This is a genomic window from Nocardia beijingensis NBRC 16342 (assembly GCF_001612785.1).
GTDB lineage: Bacteria > Actinomycetota > Actinomycetes > Mycobacteriales > Mycobacteriaceae > Nocardia > Nocardia beijingensis.
The window spans coordinates 1-21496 of the sequence record NZ_BDBC01000073.1 but is presented as its reverse complement, the minus strand read 5'-3'; the positions used below and the strand labels follow the sequence as shown (position 1 = coordinate 21496).

The following is a 21496-nucleotide window of genomic DNA, read 5'->3' as shown; positions in this document are numbered from 1 at the left end:
GGCGCCCAGCAAAGGAGCAGAGGAATGGACTGGCGCCACAAGGCCATCTGTCGCGATGAGGACCCCGAGCTGTTTTTCCCCGTGGGTAACAGTGGTCCGGCGCTCGCGCAGATTGCCGATGCCAAGCTGGTCTGCGCTCGCTGCCCCGTAACCGCCGACTGCCTGTCCTGGGCCCTGAAGTCCGGACAAGACGCCGGCGTGTGGGGTGGTATGAGCGAAGACGAGCGCCGGGCGCTCAAGCGTCGCAACGCGCGCACCCGCACGCGCACCGTCGTCTGATCTCCAGACAGACGACCAGCCTTACCGGGCCATTCAGCCCGGCCCGGTAACGCATTTCAGCCCGGCACCAGAAGGTGCCGGGCTGTGTTGTTTTTGTACGCTCGTCCGCGAACTGGAAATGATCGGTCTCGCTTCGCGACGAAACCGGAAGCCGATCAATGCGGTTGCCTCGGACGCGCAATATCGGCGGCGCGGATTACGGCGCGACACGGCCGCGGCCGGACTCGCGATCCAGCGGAACCTGTGGGAAAGTAGTTGGTTTCCAAGCGGGTTGGCACGGTCGCCAATCCATGCCAGACCTCGCATTCCGCTCGATGTGGACATTCACGAAGTCGGCGCGCGGCAAGCCGCAAACCACACCGCACCGGCGGCCCGCCCGCGACATCCGAGCAACAGCGCGCTGCGGAGCGGACACGACCGATATCGCGGCGATGGATCCGCCGCCACCCGCTCTCGGCGAGAAGCTACCGCGCTGCCAGGCAATGCTGCTGCTCGCCGGTCCGTACGGGCAGGTCAGCGGCCGGAACGACGCCCCAGCGGGACACGCAGGACGGCATCGGTGCCGATGTCGGCGCCAGGGTGCAGGCCGATGGATCCGCCGAGTTCGGCGGTCACCAGGGTGCGCACGATCTGCAGGCCGAGCCGATCGGAGGATTCCAGGCTGAACCCGGCGGGAAGACCGCGACCGTCGTCGCTGATGATCACGTCCAGCCAGCGGGCCGAACGCTCGGAACGGATTGTCACCGTGCCGTTTTCGCCGGAATCGAAGGCGTGCTCGATGGCGTTCTGCACCAATTCGGTGAGCACCATCACCAACGGGGTGGCGCGCTCGGCGGAGAAGACGCCCAGGGAACCGGCGCGGCGCACTTTGATGCGCGCGGTGTGCACCGTGGCCACGTCGGCCATGATCGGCAGCAGCCGGTCGACGACCTCATCGAGATCGACCTCTTCGTCCACCGACATCGACAGCATCTCGTGCACCGAGGCGATGGAGGTGACCCTGCGCACCGACTCGGTGAGCGCGACCTGCGCCTCCTCGTTCTCGGTGCGGCGGGCTTGCAGGCGCAGCAACGCGGCGACGGTCTGCAAGTTGTTCTTGACCCGGTGGTGGATCTCCCGGATGGTGGCGTCCTTGCTCAGCAGCGCGCGATCGCGCCGCTTCACCTCGGTGACGTCGCGCACGAGCACCGCGGCGCCGGCCAGCTCACCGTGCGGGCGCAGCACGAGGGTGCGCAGCAGCACGGTGGCTCCGCGCGCCTCGACTTCCATCCGCCGCCCGGTCCGCCCGGCCAGGGCGGCTTGGATGTCGCCGACCACCTCCTGGGCGTCGAACGGGTCGGTGATCAGCGAACGAGTGGTGACGGCGAGATCCTGGCCCGCCAAGTCGGCCTGCAAACCCATCCGGTGATAGGCCGACAGGGCGTTGGGGCTGGCGTAGACGACGATGCCCTCGGTGTCGAGGCGGATGAACCCGTCTCCCGCGCGCGGGCTGGAATGGGTGGCCGCGCGATCCTCCGTGGTCGGGAAGGTGCCGTCGGCGATCATCTGGCACAGGTCGTCGGCGCACGCCACATAGGCGCTCTCCAACTGGCTGCGCACCCGGGAACGTTGCAGATCGATGTCCCGGCTCAGCACCGCGATCACGTCGTCACCGCAGCGGACCGGGATGGCCTCGCGGACCGCGTGCACCGGATGCGGGTGGTAGACGCCGGACGCCTCGACCTCGCTGTCGGCCCGCACGATCTCGCCGGTGACCAGTGCGTCGAACACCTGCGGATGGTCGGCCCGCAGCGCGACCGTGCCGACCAGGTCCTCCTGGTGCACGGTGGGCGCGGTGGTGGGACGGCACTGCGCGACGCAGACGATGTCCGCACCGTCGGTCACCGGTCCGGCGCCGACCCACAGCAGCAGATCGGCGAAGGACAGATCGGACAGCAGCTGCCAATCCCCCACCACCCGCTGCAGATGATCCACGGCGACGCCGGGGAGATCGGTGTGCTCGGCCAGCAGCTCGCTCAGTGTCGCCATGCAGATCTACCGCCGCAATCGATCAGGAGATGACCGCGATCAGATGGCCCGCCTTGATCGCGTCGCCTTCCTTGACGCCGATCGAGGTCACCGTGCCACTGGACTCCGCGACCACCGGGATCTCCATCTTCATCGACTCGAGGATCACCAGGGTGTCGCCTTCCTTCACCTCGTCGCCCTCCTTGGCGACCACCTGGTAGACGACCGACACCAGTTCGGCGAGCACTTCCTCAGCCATGACACCCCATATCCTCGTTGGCCTGCATCCGCTGACGGTACAGCCAACCACACGTGAAAGAATGGCCTTCAACCAGAAGGGAGACTACTCATGGGTAAGCGCGGACGTAAGAAGCGTAGCCGCAAGGGGAACGCAGCCAACCACGGCAAGCGGCCCAACGCCTGAGCGACGCTCGGCCCGCAAGCACGAAGCGGCACGCACTTCCAGCAGGAAGGCGTGCCGCTCGCGTTTCACCGATCGGACCGGTCAGTCGGAGGTCTCGACCGAAGTCTCCTTCGTCACGAACGTCCGGCGCAGCTCGATGGTCAGGCGTTCACGCAGCGACGCGGGTGCGCGATCACCGCCGCATTTGCGGCTGAGCAGGCTCTTGATCTTCTCTTCGATGCCGTAGGCCTCGATACAAGGGCTGCAGTGCTCCATGTGGTGCTGCAACCGTTCCCGAGTCGCGTCGTCGCACTCCCCGTCCAGCATCAACCACACGTCGGCGAGCACCGCCGTGCAGTCGAGTTCCATGTCGGGGTCCCGCTCGGTACTCACTGCTTGACCTCCTGGCGTTCCCCCGAACGGTTGAATCCGCGCTCCCGCGCGACATCGGCGAGCAAACCCTTGAGCTGTTTCCGGCCGCGGTGCAGCCGGGACATCACCGTGCCGATGGGCGTGCCCATGATGTCGGCGATCTCCTTGTACGGGAAACCCTCGACGTCGGCGTAGTACACCGCCATGCGGAACTCCTCCGGAAGTTCCTGCAGCGCGGCCTTGATGTCGTCGTCCGGCAACGCGTCCAGCGCCTCGACCTCGGCGGAGCGCAGGCCCTGCGAGGTGTGCTCGGCGGTCGCGGCCAGCTGCCAGTCGGTGATCTCGTCGGTCGGATACTGCGCGGGCTGGCGCTGCTTCTTGCGGTAGGAGTTGATGTAGGTGTTGGTCAGAATCCGGTACAGCCAGGCACGCAGGTTGGTGCCCTCCCGGAACGACTTGAAGCCCTGGTAGGCCTTCACGTAGGTCTCCTGGACCAAGTCCTCGGCATCCGCCGGGTTCCTGGTCATGCGCAGCGCGGCGCCGTAGAGCTGGTCGAGCAGCGGGAGCGCGTCCCGTTCGAACCGCTGTGCCAGCTCGGCATCGTCGACGGCGGCGACATCGTCGGCCGCCACGTCATCGTCGCTCGTCACACCTGTCCCTTCGATCGCCGTACCTGCCAAATCTACCGGCATCGGCACATCGAAGGAGAATCCGCCGTCGGTCCGGGACACCTCGGTCCCCACCGGACGGTCGTCGAGCAGCACGGGCACAGGCATCTCCTTGTCGTCTCCATAGGGCCTGCTCACCGGTGGAAAGCATTCCGAGCGCGGTGTACCGGCTACAACATGCTCGAGCCGTCCGGTGTTCCCACCGGCCCACGGGCGCCCGGCGAATTCGCGCGAAATCCCGTTGCGGGCGGGGCCGCGGCCGTCGTTAGGGTGTGGCACATGGCAGCAGGCTCGACTCCGGCGATCCGCGCGTTGACCCAGGCGAAGGTGGCCCACCGGGTGCACGTCTACCAGCACGATCCGCGCTCCGACTCCTACGGCACCGAGGCGGTCGACGCGCTCGGCGCCGAACTGGGGGTCGCGGCCGGGCAGATCTTCAAGACCTTGGTCATCGAACTCGCCACCGGCTCGCTCGCGGTGGCAGTGCTCCCGGTTCCGAACACGTTGTCGCTCAAGGCCGCGGCGGCCGCGCTCGGCGCGTCCAAGGCGAGCATGGCGGACAAGACGCGGGCGGAGAAGACGACCGGGTACGTCCTCGGCGGCATCTCCCCGCTCGGTCAGCGCAAGCGGCTGCCCACCGTGATCGACGAATCGGCGCTGACCTGGGACCGGATGCTGTGCAGCGCCGGAAGGCGCGGACTGGAGATCGAACTGGCGCCCGCCGACCTGATCCGGCTGACCGGCGCGGTGACCGCGCCCGTGACATCCGCGTAATTCGGCCACGATCGCCGCGATCTGTGCGTTACTGAACAGGCCAGATCGAACCGACTCGAGGATGTGATGCGAATGTCTACGCAGCAGCGTTTGCGCACCGTGATCGTCGCGTTGTTCGGAACTCTCGTCGTGGCTCTCGGTTCGGTAACGCTCCTCGCCCCCGAGGCAGCCGCCGCACCGGACAGCCCGCAGGTCACGCAGGTCAGCGATTCCGTGTTCGACTTCGACGGTCAGGGTTCGAAGAGTGACGACAAGGCCGGGAAAGCCGAGAAGCTGAGCGGCACCGTCACCACCAAGCTGATCGACTTGGTCGCCGGAATCATCAAGTGCGGGCTGAATATCGCTTCACCAAGCGTGAAGTGCAGTTTGTAATTTTTTGCAGCGCCTGCGGCGCTGCGTGTTCGCGGCCCCCTTATGGCTCGCGTTCGACCGGCCGACGCTTGCTCCTTCGTCGCCTACGCGTCGACCGGTCGAACGCGAGCCGGGCCGCGAACGGCGGATGCTCGGTCTCGCTTCGCTCGGAAGACGGGGTGGAGGTCGGCTGGGCACGTCAGCGGTCTTAGTCACGATTCAGCGCGCGCCCTACCGCGACCGTCCAGTCGACCGTCACCCACGGCGCTCGGAATGTGGCTGCAACCGATGGAGCTGGGTCCGGCCCCGAACGGCGGATACTCAGTCTCGCTATCGAGGCCGGAGTTGAGCCGTTGTCGTTTGTGCAGGGGTGGTCACCGAGACGTGAGCGCGGTGCATAGCTCGGCCTTCGATCGCCCATCGTGCACGCGACGTCTTCGCGGTAGAGATCCGAGTCGGGCCGATATCCGATTGCGCGTCACTCCGCACGCAGAGCACCGTTGTTTGCAGCGGCGTGGGAGTCCGGGCGTGTGCCAGGAGCCTTTACAGCAGGCTGATCTGCTCGGCCTCCTTCTGTTCGTCCACTGGGGCGAGCAATTCCGGGCCGTTGTTGCGGACGCTGTTGACCAGGGCTGGCACCGGGCGGGGCACGATTCCGGCGACGACATCCTCAGAAGGGGTCTCCAGCAGGCTCGCGGGGGCCGGGTGATCGGGGTCGAGCCAGGCGTCCCAGTGTTCGCGGGGCATGGGCAGCGGCATCCGGTCGTGGATGCGGGTGAGGTCGCCGACCGCGTCGGTGGTGAGGATGGTGCACGACAGCAGCGGAGTGCTCTCCGGCTGTGCACGGTCGCGCCAGACCGACCACAGACCGGCCATGTAGAGCCGGGAACCGTCCGCGTTGGCCATGTAGTACGGGTGCTTGACGACCTTGCCTTTTCCGCCCTTGTCGCCGTTCGGCTCGACGACCCACTCGTACCACCCGTCCATCGGCACCAGGCAGCGCCGGTATTTCACCGCGTCACGGAAGGAAGGCGTGGTGGCGGCCTTGTCGGCGCGGGCATTGAACAGCGGTTTGCCTTTGACCGGGACGCCGGGCTCGGCCGCTTTCGTCCACACCGGGATCAGTCCCCAGCGCATGCGCCGGATACGCAGTGTGGGGTCGTCGTCTTCGCGGCCCTGGTCGTGCCGCTCGACCACGGTGAGCACCTGGGTGGTCGGAGCGACGTTGTAATTGGTGAACGAACCCTGGTCGGCCGCGCCGGTCTCATCGATCGCATCCAACTCGACCGCGAGCCTGCCGGGGTTGGTCGTGGTCGCATATCGTCCGCACATATCCCGATAGTCCCACTTGCCACCGACAGCGTCGGGAAGAATTGGTGCATAGCTGATGACCTGTTGAGAGTTGTGACATAGCATTCTCTCATCGGAAGGGCGGGCTGCCCGTCCACTCGGACCCGCGCATCGACCGTCCACCGCAGACGGCAAGAGGAGAACCACTGTGACATCCACCGACACCAAACCCGCCGATCACGACACGGCACTGACGTCGGTCAATCCGGCGACAGGCGAGGTGATCGGCACGCACGTCATCGCCGACGACGCGGCGGTCGCCGCCGCGGTCGCCAAGGCGCGCGCCGCCGCCACCACGTGGGGCGCGCTGAGTTTCGACCAGCGGCGCACGCATCTGCTGCGCTGGTCGAGCAAGCTGGTGCAGAAATCGGAGGAATTCTGCGAGCTGATCCACGCCGAGAACGGCAAGCCGGTCGACGACGCGTTCCTGGAATTGATGCTCGCGCTCGAGCACATCTCCTGGGCGGCCAAGAACGCCAAGAAGGTGCTCGGCCCGAAGAAGGTCTCCCCCGGCGCGCTGATGTCGAACTTCAGCGCCCGGCTCGAGCAGCGCCCGCTCGGCGTCGTCGGCGTGATCGGTCCGTGGAACTACCCGGTCTACACACCGAACGGCTCCATCGCCTACGCGCTGGCCGCGGGCAACACCGTCGTGTTCAAGCCGAGCGAGTACTCCACGAGCATCGGCAACTTCCTCGCCGACGCGTTCGCCGAAGCCAACCGTGAACTGCCCGAGGGCGTCTTCATCACGATCAACGGCTACGGCGCCACCGGTGCGGCGCTGGTCCGCTCGGACATCGACAAGATCGCGTTCACCGGGTCCACCGCCACCGGTAAGCGGATCATGGCCGCCGCCGCCGAGCGGCTCACCCCCGTGCTGCTGGAGTGCGGCGGCAAGGACGCGGTGATCGTCGCCGCCGACGCCGACATCAAGGCCGCGGCGGACGCGGTCGCCTGGGGCGCCACCGCCAACAGCGGCCAGACCTGCGCCGGCGTCGAGCGGGTCTACGTCGACCGTTCGGTGCGCGAGGAGTTCGTCGCGGAGGTCAAGCGCATTCTCACCGACATCAAGCCCGGTTCCGACGACAAGGCCGCCTACGGCCCGATGACCATGCCGAGCCAGGTCGACATCGTGCGCCGCCACATCGAGGACGCGCTGAAGAACGGCGGCACCGCGGTGCTCGGCGGCCCCGAATCGGTCAAGGCGCCGTTCATCGAGCCGGTCGTGCTGGTCGACGTGGACGAGAACTCCGAGGCCGTGGCCGAGGAGACCTTCGGCCCCACCATCACCATCCGCAGCGTCGACGGCGTCGACGAGGCGGTGAAACTGGCCAACAACTCCAAGTACGGCCTGTCCTCCGCGGTCTACTCGAAGAAGAACGGCCTCGACATCGCCCGCAAGCTGCGCGTCGGCGCCACCTCGGTGAACTCCGTGCTCGCCTTCGCCGCCATCCCCGGCCTGCCCTTCGGCGGCGTCGGCGATTCCGGCATCGGCCGCATCCACGGCGAACCGGGTCTGCGCGAGTTCACCCGCCCGCACTCGATCGCGGTGCAGCGCTTCACCGTTCCCGGCATGGCGCTGCTGAGCTACAGCCGCACCGACTCCACGATGAAGCTGCTGCGCAAGCTCGTCCCGTTCCTGCACGGACGGCACAAGTAGGAACCCCACGGCCGGGGCCGGGCACTCGACCTCATCTAGTGCCCGGCCCCGTGCAATGGGTGCGACCATCCGCCAGGCAAACGCGCCGGCGCGGCGTATGAGACCGGACGAAGTCGGCCGGGCATCATCCCGGCTGACCGCGCAACCGGGCCACTCGACCGGCACAGCCACGCGCGCATGCCCGATGCCGCGCACGTCCTCCGGCGCAACAACTTTCGCCGGACCCCCGGTCCGAGAAGGCGTGCCCTGGCCCGCGCCGTTCGCCGCCCCCTCACATCCGAGTGACCACGTCGCAGGCAACAAATAGCACGGCCCAGCCGAGCCGACGACCAGCCACTACAAACCGTGCACCAGTAAGGAAGCGTCAATACCGACGCCCCAACACACCGCACAACTTTCCTTTCGAGCGCAGCGAAGCCGAACACCAGCTATTCGCGACCAAAGCCGCCACGAACACCCAGCACCGCAGGCACAAGCGAACAAGCGGCGGCCGGACCGATTTGGCACGGGATCACAACAAGCCGCTTGCACTCGATGGCGAGCTCGGACACTTACGCGCCCAGCGCACCGCAACTCCCGGTTTCGAGCGAAGCGAGACCGAGCATGTTCCGTTCGCGGCCCGGCTCGCGTCCGAGTGGCCGCCGCGTACGCGACGAAGGAGCAAGCGGCGGTCGCTCGGACGCGAGCCACAAGGGGCCGCGAACACGCCGCGACGAAGTCGCGGCCAAACCACACAGCCGCGAACACGCAGCGCCGAAGGCGCTGCAATTCGACACCGTGTGATGATGGACTGGTGAACTTTTGGCCAGCGCCCCATGTCGAGGTCCCCGTACACGCGACCGTGACCCTGCCCGGGTCGAAATCGATCACGAACCGGGCGCTCATCCTGGCCGCTCTTGCCGACGGTCCCTCCACCATCACCGGCGCGCTGCGCAGCCGGGACACGAACCTGATGATCGCCGCGCTGTGCGCGCTCGGCGTCGGCATCGAGGGTGAGGGCGACACGTTGACCGTCACTCCGGCCCCGCTGGGCGGCGCCACGGTCGACTGCGGGCTCGCGGGCACGGTGATGCGCTTCTTGCCGCCGGTCGCCGCCTTGGCATCGGGCGATGTGGCCTTCGACGGTGACGAGCAGGCCAGGATCCGGCCGCTGCGCACCATCCTGGACGCGCTGCGCTCGCTCGGCGCGGACATCGACGGCGACGCCTTGCCGTTCACCGTGCACGGCAAGGGCGCGCTGCGCGGCGGCACCGTGACGATCGACGCGTCCGGGTCGTCGCAGTTCGTCTCGGGTCTGCTGCTGTCTGCCGCGCGCTTCGACGATGGCCTGGTGGTGCACCACGACGGCAAGGCGCTGCCGTCCATGCCGCACATCGAGATGACCGTGGAGATGCTGCGCCGCGCCGACGTGCGGGTGCAGGCGCCCGCGGACAGCTTCAAGGCGCAGACCTGGACCGTCGAGCACGGGCCGATCCGCGCGGTGAACTGGGAGGTCGAGCCGGACCTGTCCAACGCGACACCGTTCCTGGCCGCGGCCGCGATCACGGGCGGAACGGTCAGCATCCCGCACTGGCCGCGGCTGACCACGCAGCCCGGCGACGTGATCCGCGAGATCCTGGTGCGCATGGGCGCGGAAGCGCGGATCTTCGACGGCGTGCTCACCGTGCACGGCCCCGACCGGCTCGCCGGCATCGATATCGACCTGCACGACGTGGGCGAGCTGACGCCGACCGTCGCCGCGCTGGCCGCGCTGGCCGACTCCCCGTCCGTGTTGCGCGGCATCTCGCATCTGCGTGGGCACGAGACCGACCGGCTGGCCGCGCTGTCCACCGAGATCAACCGCCTCGGCGGCAAGGTGACCGAGACCGAGGACGGACTGGAGATCGTGCCCGCCGACCTGCACGGCGGCAAATGGCACTCCTACGCCGACCATCGGATGGCCACGGCCGGGGCCATTCTCGGCCTCCGGGTGCCCGGCGTCGAGATCGAGGACATCGGGACCACGGCCAAGACCCTGCCGAACTTCGTCGCCCTGTGGGAGCGGATGCTCGAGCCCGCGCTGTCCGACGAAGGAGCGGCGCACTGAGCCGGGGACGACGATCCGCGGCCAGCTACGACGAATCCGACGTCCGGGTTCGTCCGGGGCGTAGTTCCCGTCCGCGCACGAAGACCCGGCCGCAGCACAACGACGCCCAGTCGGCCATGGTGGTCTCGGTCGATCGGGGCCGGTGGGGATGTGTCCTCGGCGGCGACCCGGATCGCCGCATCGTCGCCATGCGCGCCAGGGAACTGGGCCGCACTCCGATCGTGGTCGGCGACCAGGTGGACGTGGTCGGCGACCTGTCCGGGCGGCCGGACACCCTCGCGCGCATCGTCCGGGTCGCCGACCGCAGTACGGTGCTGCGCCGCACCGCCGACGACACCGATCCGTTCGAGCGCATCGTGGTCGGCAACGCGGAGCGGCTGTTCATCGTGGTCGCGCTCGCCGACCCGCCCCCGCGCACCGGCTTCGTCGAACGCGCCATGGTCGCCGCGTACGCGGGCGGGCTGCGGCCGGTGCTGTGCCTGACCAAGCACGATCTGGCGGCCGATTCCGAATTCGCCGCGACGTTCGAGGATCTCGATCTCACCATCGTCTACGGCGGCATCGATGATCCGCTCGATCCGGTGCTGGATCTGCTCACCGATCACCTCACCGCGCTGATCGGTCACTCCGGCGTCGGCAAGTCGACGCTGGTCAATCGTCTTGTGCCGGAGGCGGAGCGGGCCGTTGGCGAGGTGTCCGGGGTGGGCAAGGGCAAGCACACCTCCACCCAGTCGGTCGCGCTCCCCCTGCCGGGAGGCGGCTGGGTCATCGACACACCGGGCGTGCGCTCGTTCGGCCTGGCGCACATCACCCCCGACGATGTGATCGCCGCTTTCACCGACCTTGCCGACGCCATCGAGGACTGCCCGCGGGGCTGCACCCATCTCGGCCCGCCCGCCGATCCGGAATGCGCGCTGGACCAGCTGCCGGGCAAGGAACACCGGGTGGCCGCCATCCGCCGTCTGCTCGTCGCCCTCATGTCCAACGACCCCTGGTAACCGCCTCGGCCTACCGCGCCGGTGCGGGACCATCCGGTTCGCGCCGCCGTTTCCGGCCTCGATGCGCGCTGGCCCCGGCGAGTCCGGACCGGATGCAGCCGGAGCTCCCGAACGCCCCCTCGTGATCGGGCGAAAGTCTCTACCGCACAGCGTTTCCCGCTAACGTTCGGGCCCTGCCGCCGAGGGCTCGGAGCGTTGTCCATGCCCTCCGAAGGCAGTCCGCCTATCCCTTGTCTCGAGGACCTATGGACAGCTCTGCCCGCGCGAAAGCCACCATGTACAACACGTTTCTCGTCGCCACCACGGCAGCCGCACTGCTGCTCGGCGGCAGTCAGACCGCCCTCGCCGCACCTGGTTCCGGCTCGGCCTCCGGCAGTTCCGGATCGGCGTCCGGCAGCTCCGGATCGGCGGGAGGAAGCTCTGGACCTGCCCGCAGCGCCGCGGACCGGAAGTTCCTACGCGAAAGCTATTACGCCGGAGCCGATTACGACGTCCAAGACGCGGCGATAGCGCTGGCGCATTCGGAGTGCAACTGGCTCGACGCGCACGGCAATTCGGCCCGCAATCACATCACACTCGCCGAGAGTTCTCGCGACGCCGTCGAGTATCCCTACATCTTCTTGGACGCCGCGATCGATGCGTACTGTCCGTGGAACAGCATCTGACCCTCCGGATTATCCGAGAACGACGAAGGCGCCCAGAGAGCTCTGGGCGCCTTCGTAGTTCAGCGGATCAGTGGCGGCGGCGGGACTTCGGGCCGCGGCGGCCCTTCGCCTCCGCTCGGGCGGCCTCGCGGCGCTCGCGACGGGTCTGCTGCGGCCCGCCGTCCACGCCGTACTCCTCGGCGTCGCTGTGCACCGCGGCACGGCCGCCCTCGTCGGGACCGGAGTAGCTGAAACCGCGCGGAGCGGTGTCATCGATACCCCTGGCGCGCAGGGCCGCCGGCGCGCCGTGCCCGTTGGCGACCTGCGCCTCCTCGGTGGGCAGCGGACGCGGGGCGGTCATGGCTCCGACCGGCGAACGAAGACCGGTACCGACGGCGACGCCTTCCGGCTGCGGTTGCTGCACCTCGACCTGCAGGTTGAACAGGAAGCCGACCGACTCCTCCTTGAGGCCGTCGAGCATCGCGGTGAACATGTCGAAGCCCTCGCGCTGGTACTCCACCAGCGGGTCACGCTGGGCCATCGCGCGCAGGCCGATGCCCTCCTTGAGGTAGTCCATCTCGTAGAGATGCTCACGCCACTTGCGGTCGAGCACCGAAAGCAGCACCTGCCGTTCCAGATTGCGCATGCTGCCCTCGCCCGCCAGACCGTCGATCTCGGCCTCGCGGCGCTCGTACGCGGCGTGCGCGTCGTCCAGCAGCGCCTCCAGCAGCTCCTCGCGGGTCAGCTCGCCCGCCTCACCGATCTCGGTTTCGCCGGTCAGGTCCCGGTAGTCCAGGCTCACCGGGTACAGCGTCTTCAGCGCCGTCCACAGCTTGTCCAGATCCCAGTCCTCGACATAGCCCTCGGCGGTGGCGCCGTCCACGTACGCGGTGATCACGTCGGTGATCATGCTCTGGACCTGGCCCTCCATGTCCTCGCCGCGCAGGATCCGGTTGCGCTCGCCGTAGATGACGGTGCGCTGCTGGTTCATCACCTCGTCGTACTTGAGCACGTTCTTGCGGATCTCGAAGTTCTGCTGCTCGACCTGCGTCTGCGCGCTCTTGATGGCCTTGGAGACCATCTTCGCCTCGATCGGCACGTCGTCGGGCAGGTTCAGCCGCGTCATGATCGCTTCCAGCGCGGCGCCGTTGAACCGGCGCATCAGCTCGTCACCCAGCGACAGGTAGAAGCGGGACTCACCCGGGTCGCCCTGACGGCCGGAACGACCGCGCAGCTGGTTGTCGATGCGGCGCGACTCGTGGCGCTCGGTGCCGAGCACGTAGAGGCCGCCCGCGTCGCGCACCGCGTCGGCGTCCTCGGCGGTCTGGGCCTTGACCTGGTCCAGCGTCGGCAGCCAGGCGCGCTCGTACTCCTCCGGCGTCTCGACCGGGTCGAGGCCCTGCTTGCGCAACAGGATGTCGGCGATGATGTCCGGGTTGCCGCCGAGCACGATGTCGGTGCCGCGGCCCGCCATGTTCGTCGCGACGGTCACCGCGCCCGGCCTGCCGGCCTCGGCGATGATCTCGGCTTCCTTCTCGTGGAACTTCGCGTTCAGCACGTTGTGCGGAATGCCGCGCTTGGTGAACTGCTTGGACAGGTACTCCGAGCGCTCGACGCTGGTGGTGCCGATCAGCACCGGCTGGCCCTTCTCGTGCCGCTCGGTGACGTCGTCGACCACGGCGGAGAACTTGGCCTCCTCCGTCTTGTAGATCAGGTCGGACTGGTCGGCGCGGATCATCGGCTTGTTGGTCGGGATCGGGACCACGCCGAGGTTGTAGATCTGGTGCAGCTCGGCGGCCTCGGTCTCGGCGGTGCCGGTCATGCCGGAGAGCTTGTCGTAGAGGCGGAAGTAGTTCTGCAGGGTGATCGTGGCCAGGGTCTGGTTCTCCGGCTGGATTTCCACCCCTTCCTTGGCCTCGATCGCCTGGTGCATGCCCTCGTTGTAGCGGCGCCCGACCAGGATGCGGCCGGTGAACTCGTCGACGATGATCACCTCGCCGTCGCGGACGATGTAATCCTTGTCGCGGGTGTAGAGCTCCTTGGCCTTGATGGCGTTGTTCAGGTAGCTCACCAGCGGCGAGTTGGCGGCCTCGTAGAGGTTGTCGATGCCGAGCTGATCCTCGACGAACTCGACGCCCGCCTCGTGCACGCCGATCGTGCGCTTCTTGATGTCGACCTCGTAGTGCACATCCTTCTTCAGCAGCGGCGCGATCCGCGCGAACTCGGCGTACCACTTCGACGAGGCGTCGGCGGGACCGGAGATGATCAGCGGGGTGCGCGCCTCGTCGATGAGGATGGAGTCGACCTCGTCGACGATGGCGAAGTTGTGCCCGCGCTGCACCAGATCGTCCAGCGAGTGCGTCATGTTGTCGCGCAGGTAGTCGAAGCCGAACTCGTTGTTCGTGCCGTAGGTGATGTCGGCGTTGTAGGCCACCCGCCGCTGGGCCGGGCTCATGCCGGACAGGATGACGCCGACCTCCAGGCCGAGGAAGCGGTGCACGCGGCCCATCCACTCCGCGTCGCGCTTGGCCAGGTAGTCGTTCACCGTCACGACGTGCACGCCGTCGCCGCTGATCGCGTTCAGGTACGCGGGCAGCACACAGGTCAGGGTCTTGCCCTCACCGGTCTTCATCTCGGCGATGTTGCCGGTGTGCAGCGCGGCGCCGCCCATGACCTGCACCTTGTAGTGCTTCTGGCTGAGCACGCGCCAGGACGCCTCCCGCGCGACCGCGAACGCCTCGGCCATCAACTGGCCGAGCGGATCGGGCTCGCCGTCCTCGACCATCTCGGCGTACCGCTCGCGGAACTCGTCGGTCTTGGCCCGTAGTTCCGCGTCGCTGAGGTCTTCGTACTCCGGTTCGAGGGCGAGGACTTGGTCGGCGAAATGCGAGAGCCGCTTGACAATGCGACCCTCACCAATCCGTAGCAACCTCGTCAGTGTCAGCGCAGGCACGGGTCTCGTCAGTCCTCTGGTCGGTGTGTCAAATCTGTCGTCGGCCCCCGGGCCGGTGCGGCCCACGCGGTTGCGCGGAATCCGCTGCATGCCCCATGGTAATGCTCTGTTGAATTTGCAGCGCCTGCGGCGCTGCGTGTTCGCGGCCCCCTCGTGGCTCGCGTCCGAGTGACCGCCGCTGGCGACTTCGTCGCGGACGCGGCGGTCACTCGGACGCGAGCCGGGCCGCGAACGGCGGATGCTCGGTCTCGCTTTGCTCGGAAGACGTGGTCGAGGTGGGTGGTTGCGTGTGGTGGCAGCGGCATGACCTCGGTGTATGCGGCCCTGCGGAGCTGGGAAGCGGTATAGCTGAGCGGTTTCGCAGGAGCGATCACGCCGCCGCGACCGACGCCGACTCCCCTCCGCCAGCTGTGCCGAGGTGATCGCTGCTCCTGGTTCGGCGGAGGTGGTCGTTCGGTTCGGGTCGGGGCCGAGAGTTGGATCACCTCATCCACGCCGGTAAACCCCGTCGGACGCGGCGGGGCGGAGTTGTGGGAACGGCACTGCTTGCGGCTTTCTGGCGAGCGCGATGACCGGCCCGCGCGGGAACCAGGCCTGTCATGCCTCCCTCGGGTTCCTTGGCAGCGAGGGGTTGGGGTGCGGCTTCGGGCGGGTCGACGGGCCTGGGCCGTTTCCGGTAGCGCGGCCCGGCTCGATCGGATCTTTGCCCTGCACCTCGGTCCGCCCTGTGATCGAATCGGTTCGCAGAACTCGAGTCGGCCAGCGTGTCATGGAACTCCGGCGCGGAAAAACGTGTACGGAATTCATCAGAAATGGCGCAACGGCCGGGCCGATGGTCGATGCGGCAGCACAATGAAGCGGGGGCGGCATCGGGAAAAGGAGTACCGGGCAGCGTGATCACGAGACTATCGCCGCAGGACACGGCCTTCTATCGGCTCGAGTCGAGCAGCAATCCGATCCATATCGGCTCTCTCGCGATCGTGCGGAACACCGAACCCGGCGACGGAGGGGGCGAGGCGATCCTGGACTACGACCGGCTGGTGGATCTGGTCGAGAGCAGGCTCTCGCTGGTGCCGCGATACCGGCGCAAAGTGCGGGAGATCCCGCTGTCGCTCGGACGGCCGGTGTGGGTCGAGGACAGCCGGTTCGACATCACCTATCACGTCCGACGTTCGGCGCTGCCCGGTCCCGGCACCGACGAACAGCTGCACGATCTGGTCGCCCGCCTCGTCTCCCACCCCTTGGACCCGGCCCGGCCGCTGTGGGAGATGTACCTGATCGAACGGCTGGCCGACGGCCGCTGCGCCATCTTCACCAAGACGCATGCCGCCCTGGTGGACGGGGACACCGCGCTCGAGATCGGGCACGTGATCCTCGACACCGGGCCCGCGCCCCGCGAACTGGCCTGTGACGACTGGATCGCCCCGCGCGAACCCGGCGAGATGGAGCTGCTGGTCGGCGCGCTCGCCCATCTCGCCGCACGGCCGCGCAAGGCCGTCGAGGTGGCCAGGGACGCGAGCGCGGGCGCGTTCGCGGTGCTCGGGACGGCGGGCAAGGCGGTCGAGTCGGTGATCGGCGCGGTGCGCACGGCGGCGACCGGTGCGCCCGCCAGCCCCCTGAACACGCGCACCTCGCGGAACCGGCGCTTCGACGTGGTGCGCACCGACCTGGCGGACTACCGCACGATCCGCGGCCGGTTCGGCTGTTCGACCAACGACGCCATCCTCGCCGTGGTCACCGGCGCGCTGCGCAACTGGCTGCTGTCGCGCGGGGAAGCGCTCATCGAGTCCACCACGCTGCGGGCGGTGGTGCCGATGTCGGTGTACGTCGAGGGAAACGACGGCGACCCGACGCACTCGGCGAGCGAGGTGTCGTCGTTCCTGCTCGATCTGCCGGTCGGCGAACCGAACCCGGTGATGCGGTTGTCGCACATCGCGCACGCCACCGAACTCAACGGACGTCAGCGGCGCGGCGTCCGCGCGCGTACGCTCGTGCACCTGGCCGGGTTCGCTCCGGCCAGCCTGCACGCTATGAGTGTGCGCGCGGCGAGTACGTTCGCAGAACACACGTTCAATCTGGTGATCACCAACGCGCCGGGTCCGCAAGCGCCGATGTACATCGGCGGCGCGCGGATGCTGGAGATGTACCCGGTGTCGCCACTGCTGCGCAATCAGGCGTCGAGCATCGGGATCACGTCCTACGACGGACGTGTCTTCTACGGTCTCAACGCCGACCGCGACGCGATGGCCGACATCGGCGTGCTCGCCACGGCGGTGCGCGATTCCATGGAGGAGATGCTCGGTGCCTGCGTCTGATCAGAAGAAGCTGCGGGTCTACATCCCGGCTACGGTGCCGATGCTGCGCGAGCTGGTCGACAACCGGGAGCTGGCCGCCGTCGGCGGGACCGCGTTCGCGGTGACGCCGACGCTGCGCGAGGCCTACGCCTCCGGCGACGACGAGGAACTCGGCGAAGTCGCCATGAACGAGGCCGCGCGCGCTTCGCTGCGACTGCTCGCCGCCGAACGCGAAGCGGTCGCGGAGGACTCCGGCGACGAAGCCGCGCCGGTCGCGGGCGGCAGCCCGGTCTACCGCCGTGCGGTGATCGCCGCCGATGTGACCGGCGCGAAACTGCGGCCCGACCTCGACGACGCGGTGGTCCGGCTGGCGGGCCCGATCGGCTACCAGCAGATCGCCTCGGTGCACGTCGACCTGGCCGACGCCGAACCGCAGGTGGCCAAGGCCGTCGACGTGGTGGACGCCGCCGATCTCGGCGACACCGACGCGGAGTTCGTCCTCGGCGACGCCGAGGACCATCAATTGGCCTGGTACGCGGCCCAAGAGCTGCCGTTCCTGCTCGAGTTGCTCTGAATCACGGCGGCGGGCGCGCCACCGGCCCACCGTCGTAACCTACGATGCCGTAACCTTGCTGGCGAGGCCTCCGATCGGCGAGTCGGCGGCCCGCGCATCCGACGACAGGGAGACCAACGGCAGCGATGGGTTCGAAAATTGGGAGCTTCTCCGTGCGAAGTGTCCGCGCGTGGCTGGAGGCGCCCGCGGCGAGCGTCGCGGAGCGCGGCGGCAAGCTGAACGTGCTGCGCGGCGCCGTGGCGCGCGTGACAACGCCGTTGCTGCCCGACGACTATCTGCACCTGGCCAACCCGCTGTGGTCGGCACGGGAACTGCGCGGGCGCATCGTCGAGGTGCGCAAGGAGACCGCCGACTCCGCGACGCTGGTGATCCAGCCGGGATGGGGCTTCGACTTCAAATACCGGCCCGGCCAGTACATCGGCATCGGCCTCCTGGTCGACGGCCGTTGGCATTGGCGCTCGTACTCGCTGACCTGCCCGCCGGATTGGTCCGACCCCGGCCACGGCGGCAAGCGGCTGATCTCCATCGCCGTGAAGGCGATGCCGGAGGGCTTCCTGTCCAGCCATCTGGTCAGCGGCGTTCCGGTCGGCACCATCGTCCGGCTGGCCGCGCCGCAGGGCGGCTTCGTGCTGCCGTCCCCGCCGCCGGAGAAGGTGCTGTTCCTCACCGCGGGCAGCGGCATCACCCCCGTGATGTCGATGCTGCGCGCGATGGACCGTCGCGAGGTGTTCACCGACGTGGCGCACCTGCACTCGGCCCGCACCGCCGACGACGTGATGTTCGGCGCGGAACTGGCCGCGTTGCGCGAGGGCAATCCGAGCTTCGACACCCGGCTGCATCTCACCGCCGAGCGGGGCAAGTTCGCCCTCGCCGACCTCGACACCGAGTTCCCGGATTGGCGCGAACGCCAGACCTGGGCCTGCGGCCCGGCCGGGATGCTCGACGAGATCGAGCACCACTGGCGCGACGCGGGCCTGTCGGACCGGCTGCACGTGGAGCGCTTCGAGATCGAGCGCTCCTCGGTCGGCGAAGGCGGCACGGTCACCTTCGGCAAGACCGGTCGCACCGTCGCGGCCGACGGCGCGACCAGCCTGCTGGAGGCAGGCGAGTCGGCGGGCGTTCAGATGCCGTTCGGCTGCCGGATGGGCATCTGCCAGACCTGCGTGGTCACCTTGAGTTCCGGGCACGCGCGCGACCTGCGCAACGGTGAGGAGCGCCGCGAAGGCGACAAGGTGCAGACCTGCATCTCGGCCGCGGCGGGCGACTGCACCCTGGACGTGTAGTCCGCCAGGTACCCTCGAGGTGTATCGAGTAGGGAAAGGACCCCGGTGGCCATCACCGACATCAAGACGTTCGCCCACCTCACGGCTACCGATATCGAGACACTGGGGCAGGAACTCGATTCCATCCGGCGTTCGGTGGAGCTGTCCCGTGGCGAGCGCGACGCGAAGTACATCCGGCGCGCGATCGCGGCGCAACGCGGTCTCGAGGTAGTCGCGAGGGCCGTGCTGTTCGGCAGCCGCAATCGCTGGGCCTGGCTGACCGGCACCGCGTTGCTCTCGGTGGCGAAGATCATCGAGAACATGGAGCTCGGGCACAACGTCAGCCACGGGCAGTGGGACTGGATGAACGATCCGGAGATCCACTCCAGCTCGTGGGAATGGGACATGACGGGCCCCTCCGCCCAGTGGCGGCGGGCGCACAACTATTCCCACCACACCTATACCAACGTCCTCGGCAAGGACGAGGACCTCGGGTTCGGCATCCTCCGGATGACGCGGGACGAGCAGTGGCGGCCGATCCACCTGGTGCAGCCGCTGGCGAACCTGCTGCTGGCCGCGACCTTCGAGTGGGGCATCGCGCTGCACGACTGGAGCATCGAGAAGCAGCTGTCGGACACGCCGCGCTGGGACATCACCTCGGAGCCGAACATGGCGTTCGGGCGCAAGATCTGCCGTCAGGTGGCCAAGGACTTCCTCATCCACCCCGCGCTCACCGGCCCGGCGTTCAAGCACACGCTGAAGGCCAACGCGACGGCGAACCTGGTGCGCAACCTGTGGGCGTACGCGGTGATCTTCTGCGGCCACTTCCCCGACGGCGCGGAGAAGTTCACCGTCGAGCAGTTGGAGAACGAGACCAGCGGCGAGTGGTACCTGCGCCAGATGCTCGGCAGCGCGAACTTCAAGGCGGGGCCCGCCATGGCGTTCATGAGCGGCAACCTCTGCTACCAGATCGAGCATCACCTGTTCCCCGATCTGCCGAGCAACCGGTATCGCGAGATCGCGGTGCGCGTCCGGGAGCTGTGCGACAAGTACGACCTCCCCTACACCACCGGTTCGCTGGGCAAGCAGTATCTGCTGGCCTTCCGCACGATCCACAAGCTGGCGCTGCCGGACCGGTTCCTCAAGGCCACCGCCGACAACGCACCGGAGACCTCGTCCGAACGCAAGTTCGCCGGTATCACGCTCCCGTCGCTCGGGACGGAGTCCACGCACTGGCTGCGCATCGATCCCGAGACCGGCAAGCGGCGCGGTCTGCGTTCGGCGCTGCACGAAGCGAAGATCGTGCTGCGCGAGAAGGCGCGGCAGGAGAAGGAGATGCTTCGCGAGGCCAAAGCGGCCCTGCAGGAGAAGGCCGAACACGAGCGGCAGGTCCTGCGCGACGCCAGGGTCGCGCTCCAGGAAAGAGCCCGCCAGGAACAGGCGTCGCTGCGCGAGAAAGCCAAGCGGGACAGGCGTTTTCGCTTCCAGCGAAGGGCGCGCTAACTTACCAGTCGAGCATCGGTATCGCAATAGGGTATTTGACACATCCCTCAGCCGCATCTCGCAACCTACGCTCTCGTAACTTACGGTAAAGTAACCCGTATGGCGATTTCGGATGTCAAGGAATACGCGCACCTCACCGAGGCCGACGTGGAAGCACTCGGCGCGGAGTTCGACGCGATCCGGCGGGAAATCGAAGCCTCACGCGGCGAGCGTGACGCGAAATACATCCGCGCTGTCATCCGGTTGCAGCGCGCTCTCGAGATCAGCGGCCGGGCGGTGCTCTTCGCGAGCCCGAAGCGCCCGGCGTGGCTGGCGGGCGTCGCCCTGCTCAGCACCGCCAAGATCATCGAGAACATGGAGATCGGGCACAACGTCATGCACGGGCAGTGGGACTGGATGAACGATCCGGAGATCCACTCCAGCTCGTGGGAATGGGACAACACCGGCGCGGCCAAGCACTGGAAGCACACCCACAACTACCTGCACCACAAGTACACCAACGTGCTCGGCATGGACGACGACATCGGCTACGGCCTGCTGCGGGTGACCCGCGACCAGCGCTGGAAGCCGTTCAACCTGGGCAACCCGCTCTACAACCTGGTGTTGCAGCTGTTCTTCGAGTACGGCGTCGCGATCCAGCACCTGGAGCTGGGCAAGCTGGTGGCGGGCCGGTACAAGCCAGGCACCCCCGAGCGGGCCGATTTCGAGCGCAGGCGCGACGAGGCGCTCACCAAGATGGGCAAGCAGGTCCTCAAGGACTACGTGATCTTCCCCGCCCTCACCGGCCGCGCGTTCTTCTCCACGCTGACGGCCAACCTGGCCGCGAACGCGATCCGCAACGTCTGGTCCAACGCGGTGATCTTCTGCGGGCACTTCCCCGACGGCGCGGAGAAGTTCACCAAGGCCGACATCGACGGCGAAACGCAGGGCGAGTGGTACCTGCGCCAGATGCTCGGCAGCGCGAACATCTCCGGCGGCCCGGTCATGCACTTCATGACCGGCAATCTGAGCCACCAGATCGAACACCACCTGTTCCCGGATCTGCCGAGCAACCGGTACGCCGACATCGCCGTGCGGGTGCGCGAGCTGGCCGACAAGTACGACCTGCCGTACACCACCGGCTCGCTGCCGGTGCAGTACTTCAAGGCGTGGCGCACCATCCTCAAGCTGTCGCTGCCGAACAAGTACCTGCGAGCCACCGCCGACGATGCCCCGGAGACCGCCTCGGAGCGCAAATTCGGCGGCAGCACCACGGCCACCATCGATCCGGTGACCGGCCGGCGCCGCGGTCTGCGCACCGCGCTCGCCAACGGCCGGCGCA

The 21496-nt window shown here is 68.0% G+C and carries 19 protein-coding genes; 13 read left to right on the top strand and 6 right to left on the bottom strand.

All coding sequences use genetic code 11. The annotated features are described in order from the left end of the window. The first annotated feature begins 24 nt into the window (after positions 1–24). Positions 25–279: a WhiB family transcriptional regulator gene (locus NB3_RS31715; protein WP_011211115.1), complete on the top strand. Its 255-nt coding sequence runs from the start codon at positions 25–27 to the stop codon at positions 277–279. A gap of 513 nt (positions 280–792) precedes the next feature. Here the strand turns inward: NB3_RS31715 and NB3_RS31710 are convergent. Next, positions 793–2307 (bottom strand): sensor histidine kinase, encoded by a 1515-nt coding sequence (locus NB3_RS31710; RefSeq protein WP_067810565.1) that lies wholly within the window; start codon positions 2305–2307, stop codon positions 793–795. A 22-nt stretch (positions 2308–2329) separates the two neighbouring features. Further along, positions 2330–2545: a biotin/lipoyl-binding carrier protein gene (locus NB3_RS31705; RefSeq protein WP_067810563.1), complete on the bottom strand. Its 216-nt coding sequence runs from the start codon at positions 2543–2545 to the stop codon at positions 2330–2332. A gap of 90 nt (positions 2546–2635) precedes the next feature. Here NB3_RS31705 and NB3_RS36880 point away from each other — a divergent pair, with 90 nt between their 5' ends. Beyond that, entirely contained in the window at positions 2636–2710 is a 75-nt protein-coding gene (locus NB3_RS36880) for a 50S ribosomal protein bL37 (protein ID WP_022597109.1), read from the top strand. A gap of 81 nt (positions 2711–2791) precedes the next feature. Here NB3_RS36880 and rsrA read toward each other — a convergent pair whose 3' ends face one another. Together rsrA and NB3_RS31695 are read right to left on the bottom strand one after the other, a co-directional pair. Continuing rightward, positions 2792–3058 carry a mycothiol system anti-sigma-R factor gene (gene rsrA / locus NB3_RS31700; RefSeq protein ID WP_067810561.1) on the bottom strand — a complete coding sequence of 89 codons (267 nt, stop codon included), beginning with the start codon at positions 3056–3058 and terminating at the stop codon, positions 2792–2794. A 20-nt stretch (positions 3059–3078) separates the two neighbouring features. Next, positions 3079–3837: a sigma-70 family RNA polymerase sigma factor gene (locus NB3_RS31695; protein WP_228828367.1), complete on the bottom strand. Its 759-nt coding sequence runs from the start codon at positions 3835–3837 to the stop codon at positions 3079–3081. Between the two features lie 171 nt (positions 3838–4008). Between NB3_RS31695 and ybaK the strand changes: the two genes are divergently transcribed. Together ybaK and NB3_RS31685 are read left to right on the top strand one after the other, a co-directional pair. Then, positions 4009–4503: a Cys-tRNA(Pro) deacylase gene (ybaK, locus tag NB3_RS31690; RefSeq protein ID WP_067810559.1), complete on the top strand. Its 495-nt coding sequence runs from the start codon at positions 4009–4011 to the stop codon at positions 4501–4503. A gap of 72 nt (positions 4504–4575) precedes the next feature. Then, a complete protein-coding gene (locus NB3_RS31685; RefSeq protein ID WP_067810558.1) occupies positions 4576–4875 on the top strand; it encodes a hypothetical protein in 300 nt (99 codons plus the stop codon). A gap of 522 nt (positions 4876–5397) precedes the next feature. Here the strand turns inward: NB3_RS31685 and NB3_RS31680 are convergent. Further along, on the bottom strand, positions 5398–6186 hold the full coding sequence (locus tag NB3_RS31680) for an SOS response-associated peptidase (RefSeq protein ID WP_067810557.1): 789 nt from the start codon (positions 6184–6186) through the stop codon (positions 5398–5400). A 166-nt stretch (positions 6187–6352) separates the two neighbouring features. On the opposite strand from NB3_RS31680, the gene NB3_RS31675 reads away from it, so the two are divergent. The 4 genes from NB3_RS31675 (at position 6353) to NB3_RS31660 (ending at position 11610) form a co-directional block, all read left to right on the top strand. After that, positions 6353–7861: an aldehyde dehydrogenase family protein gene (locus tag NB3_RS31675; protein WP_084823835.1), complete on the top strand. Its 1509-nt coding sequence runs from the start codon at positions 6353–6355 to the stop codon at positions 7859–7861. Between the two features lie 793 nt (positions 7862–8654). Beyond that, positions 8655–9947, top strand: coding sequence for a 3-phosphoshikimate 1-carboxyvinyltransferase (gene aroA, locus NB3_RS31670; RefSeq protein ID WP_067810556.1), 1293 nt, complete (start codon positions 8655–8657; stop codon positions 9945–9947). 116 nt (positions 9948–10063) lie between these two features. After that, positions 10064–10945, top strand: a complete 882-nt coding sequence (gene rsgA, locus NB3_RS31665) for a ribosome small subunit-dependent GTPase A (RefSeq protein ID WP_371855952.1) — start codon at positions 10064–10066, stop codon at positions 10943–10945. Positions 10946–11190: 245 nt separating this feature from the next. Next, positions 11191–11610 carry a DUF732 domain-containing protein gene (locus tag NB3_RS31660; protein ID WP_067810555.1) on the top strand — a complete coding sequence of 140 codons (420 nt, stop codon included), beginning with the start codon at positions 11191–11193 and terminating at the stop codon, positions 11608–11610. A gap of 67 nt (positions 11611–11677) precedes the next feature. Here the strand turns inward: NB3_RS31660 and secA are convergent, their stop codons facing one another. Beyond that, positions 11678–14542, bottom strand: a complete 2865-nt coding sequence (gene secA, locus NB3_RS31655; protein WP_067810554.1) for a preprotein translocase subunit SecA — start codon at positions 14540–14542, stop codon at positions 11678–11680. Positions 14543–15435: 893 nt separating this feature from the next. Between secA and NB3_RS31650 the strand changes: the two genes are divergently transcribed. The 5 genes from NB3_RS31650 to NB3_RS31630 all read left to right on the top strand — a co-directional run. Next, positions 15436–16857 carry a WS/DGAT/MGAT family O-acyltransferase gene (locus NB3_RS31650; protein WP_067810553.1) on the top strand — a complete coding sequence of 474 codons (1422 nt, stop codon included), beginning with the start codon at positions 15436–15438 and terminating at the stop codon, positions 16855–16857. A gap of 10 nt (positions 16858–16867) precedes the next feature. Further along, a complete protein-coding gene (locus NB3_RS31645; RefSeq protein WP_067810567.1) occupies positions 16868–17410 on the top strand; it encodes a DUF6912 family protein in 543 nt (180 codons plus the stop codon). A 125-nt stretch (positions 17411–17535) separates the two neighbouring features. Further along, entirely contained in the window at positions 17536–18693 is a 1158-nt protein-coding gene (locus NB3_RS31640) for a ferredoxin reductase (protein WP_067810552.1), read from the top strand. 45 nt (positions 18694–18738) lie between these two features. Beyond that, positions 18739–20175 carry a fatty acid desaturase gene (locus NB3_RS31635; protein ID WP_067810550.1) on the top strand — a complete coding sequence of 479 codons (1437 nt, stop codon included), beginning with the start codon at positions 18739–18741 and terminating at the stop codon, positions 20173–20175. Between the two features lie 99 nt (positions 20176–20274). Next, a partial coding sequence (locus NB3_RS31630) for a fatty acid desaturase family protein (protein WP_067810548.1) occupies positions 20275–21496 on the top strand: 1222 nt, incomplete at its 3' end.

Coding starts and splice junctions, on each gene's coding strand:
- NB3_RS31705 (WP_067810563.1), bottom strand. CDS start 2,545: ATGGCTGAGGAAGTGCTCGCCGAACTGGTGTCGGTCGTCTACCAGGTG.
- NB3_RS31710 (WP_067810565.1), bottom strand. CDS start 2,307: ATGGCGACACTGAGCGAGCTGCTGGCCGAGCACACCGATCTCCCCGGC.
- NB3_RS31660 (WP_067810555.1), top strand. CDS start 11,191: ATGGACAGCTCTGCCCGCGCGAAAGCCACCATGTACAACACGTTTCTC.
- NB3_RS31715 (WP_011211115.1), top strand. CDS start 25: ATGGACTGGCGCCACAAGGCCATCTGTCGCGATGAGGACCCCGAGCTG.
- ybaK (WP_067810559.1), top strand. CDS start 4,009: ATGGCAGCAGGCTCGACTCCGGCGATCCGCGCGTTGACCCAGGCGAAG.
- NB3_RS31640 (WP_067810552.1), top strand. CDS start 17,536: ATGGGTTCGAAAATTGGGAGCTTCTCCGTGCGAAGTGTCCGCGCGTGG.
- rsgA (WP_371855952.1), top strand. CDS start 10,064: ATGGTGGTCTCGGTCGATCGGGGCCGGTGGGGATGTGTCCTCGGCGGC.
- NB3_RS31695 (WP_228828367.1), bottom strand. CDS start 3,837: ATGCCTGTGCCCGTGCTGCTCGACGACCGTCCGGTGGGGACCGAGGTG.
- rsrA (WP_067810561.1), bottom strand. CDS start 3,058: ATGGAACTCGACTGCACGGCGGTGCTCGCCGACGTGTGGTTGATGCTG.
- NB3_RS31680 (WP_067810557.1), bottom strand. CDS start 6,186: ATGTGCGGACGATATGCGACCACGACCAACCCCGGCAGGCTCGCGGTC.
- NB3_RS31685 (WP_067810558.1), top strand. CDS start 4,576: ATGTCTACGCAGCAGCGTTTGCGCACCGTGATCGTCGCGTTGTTCGGA.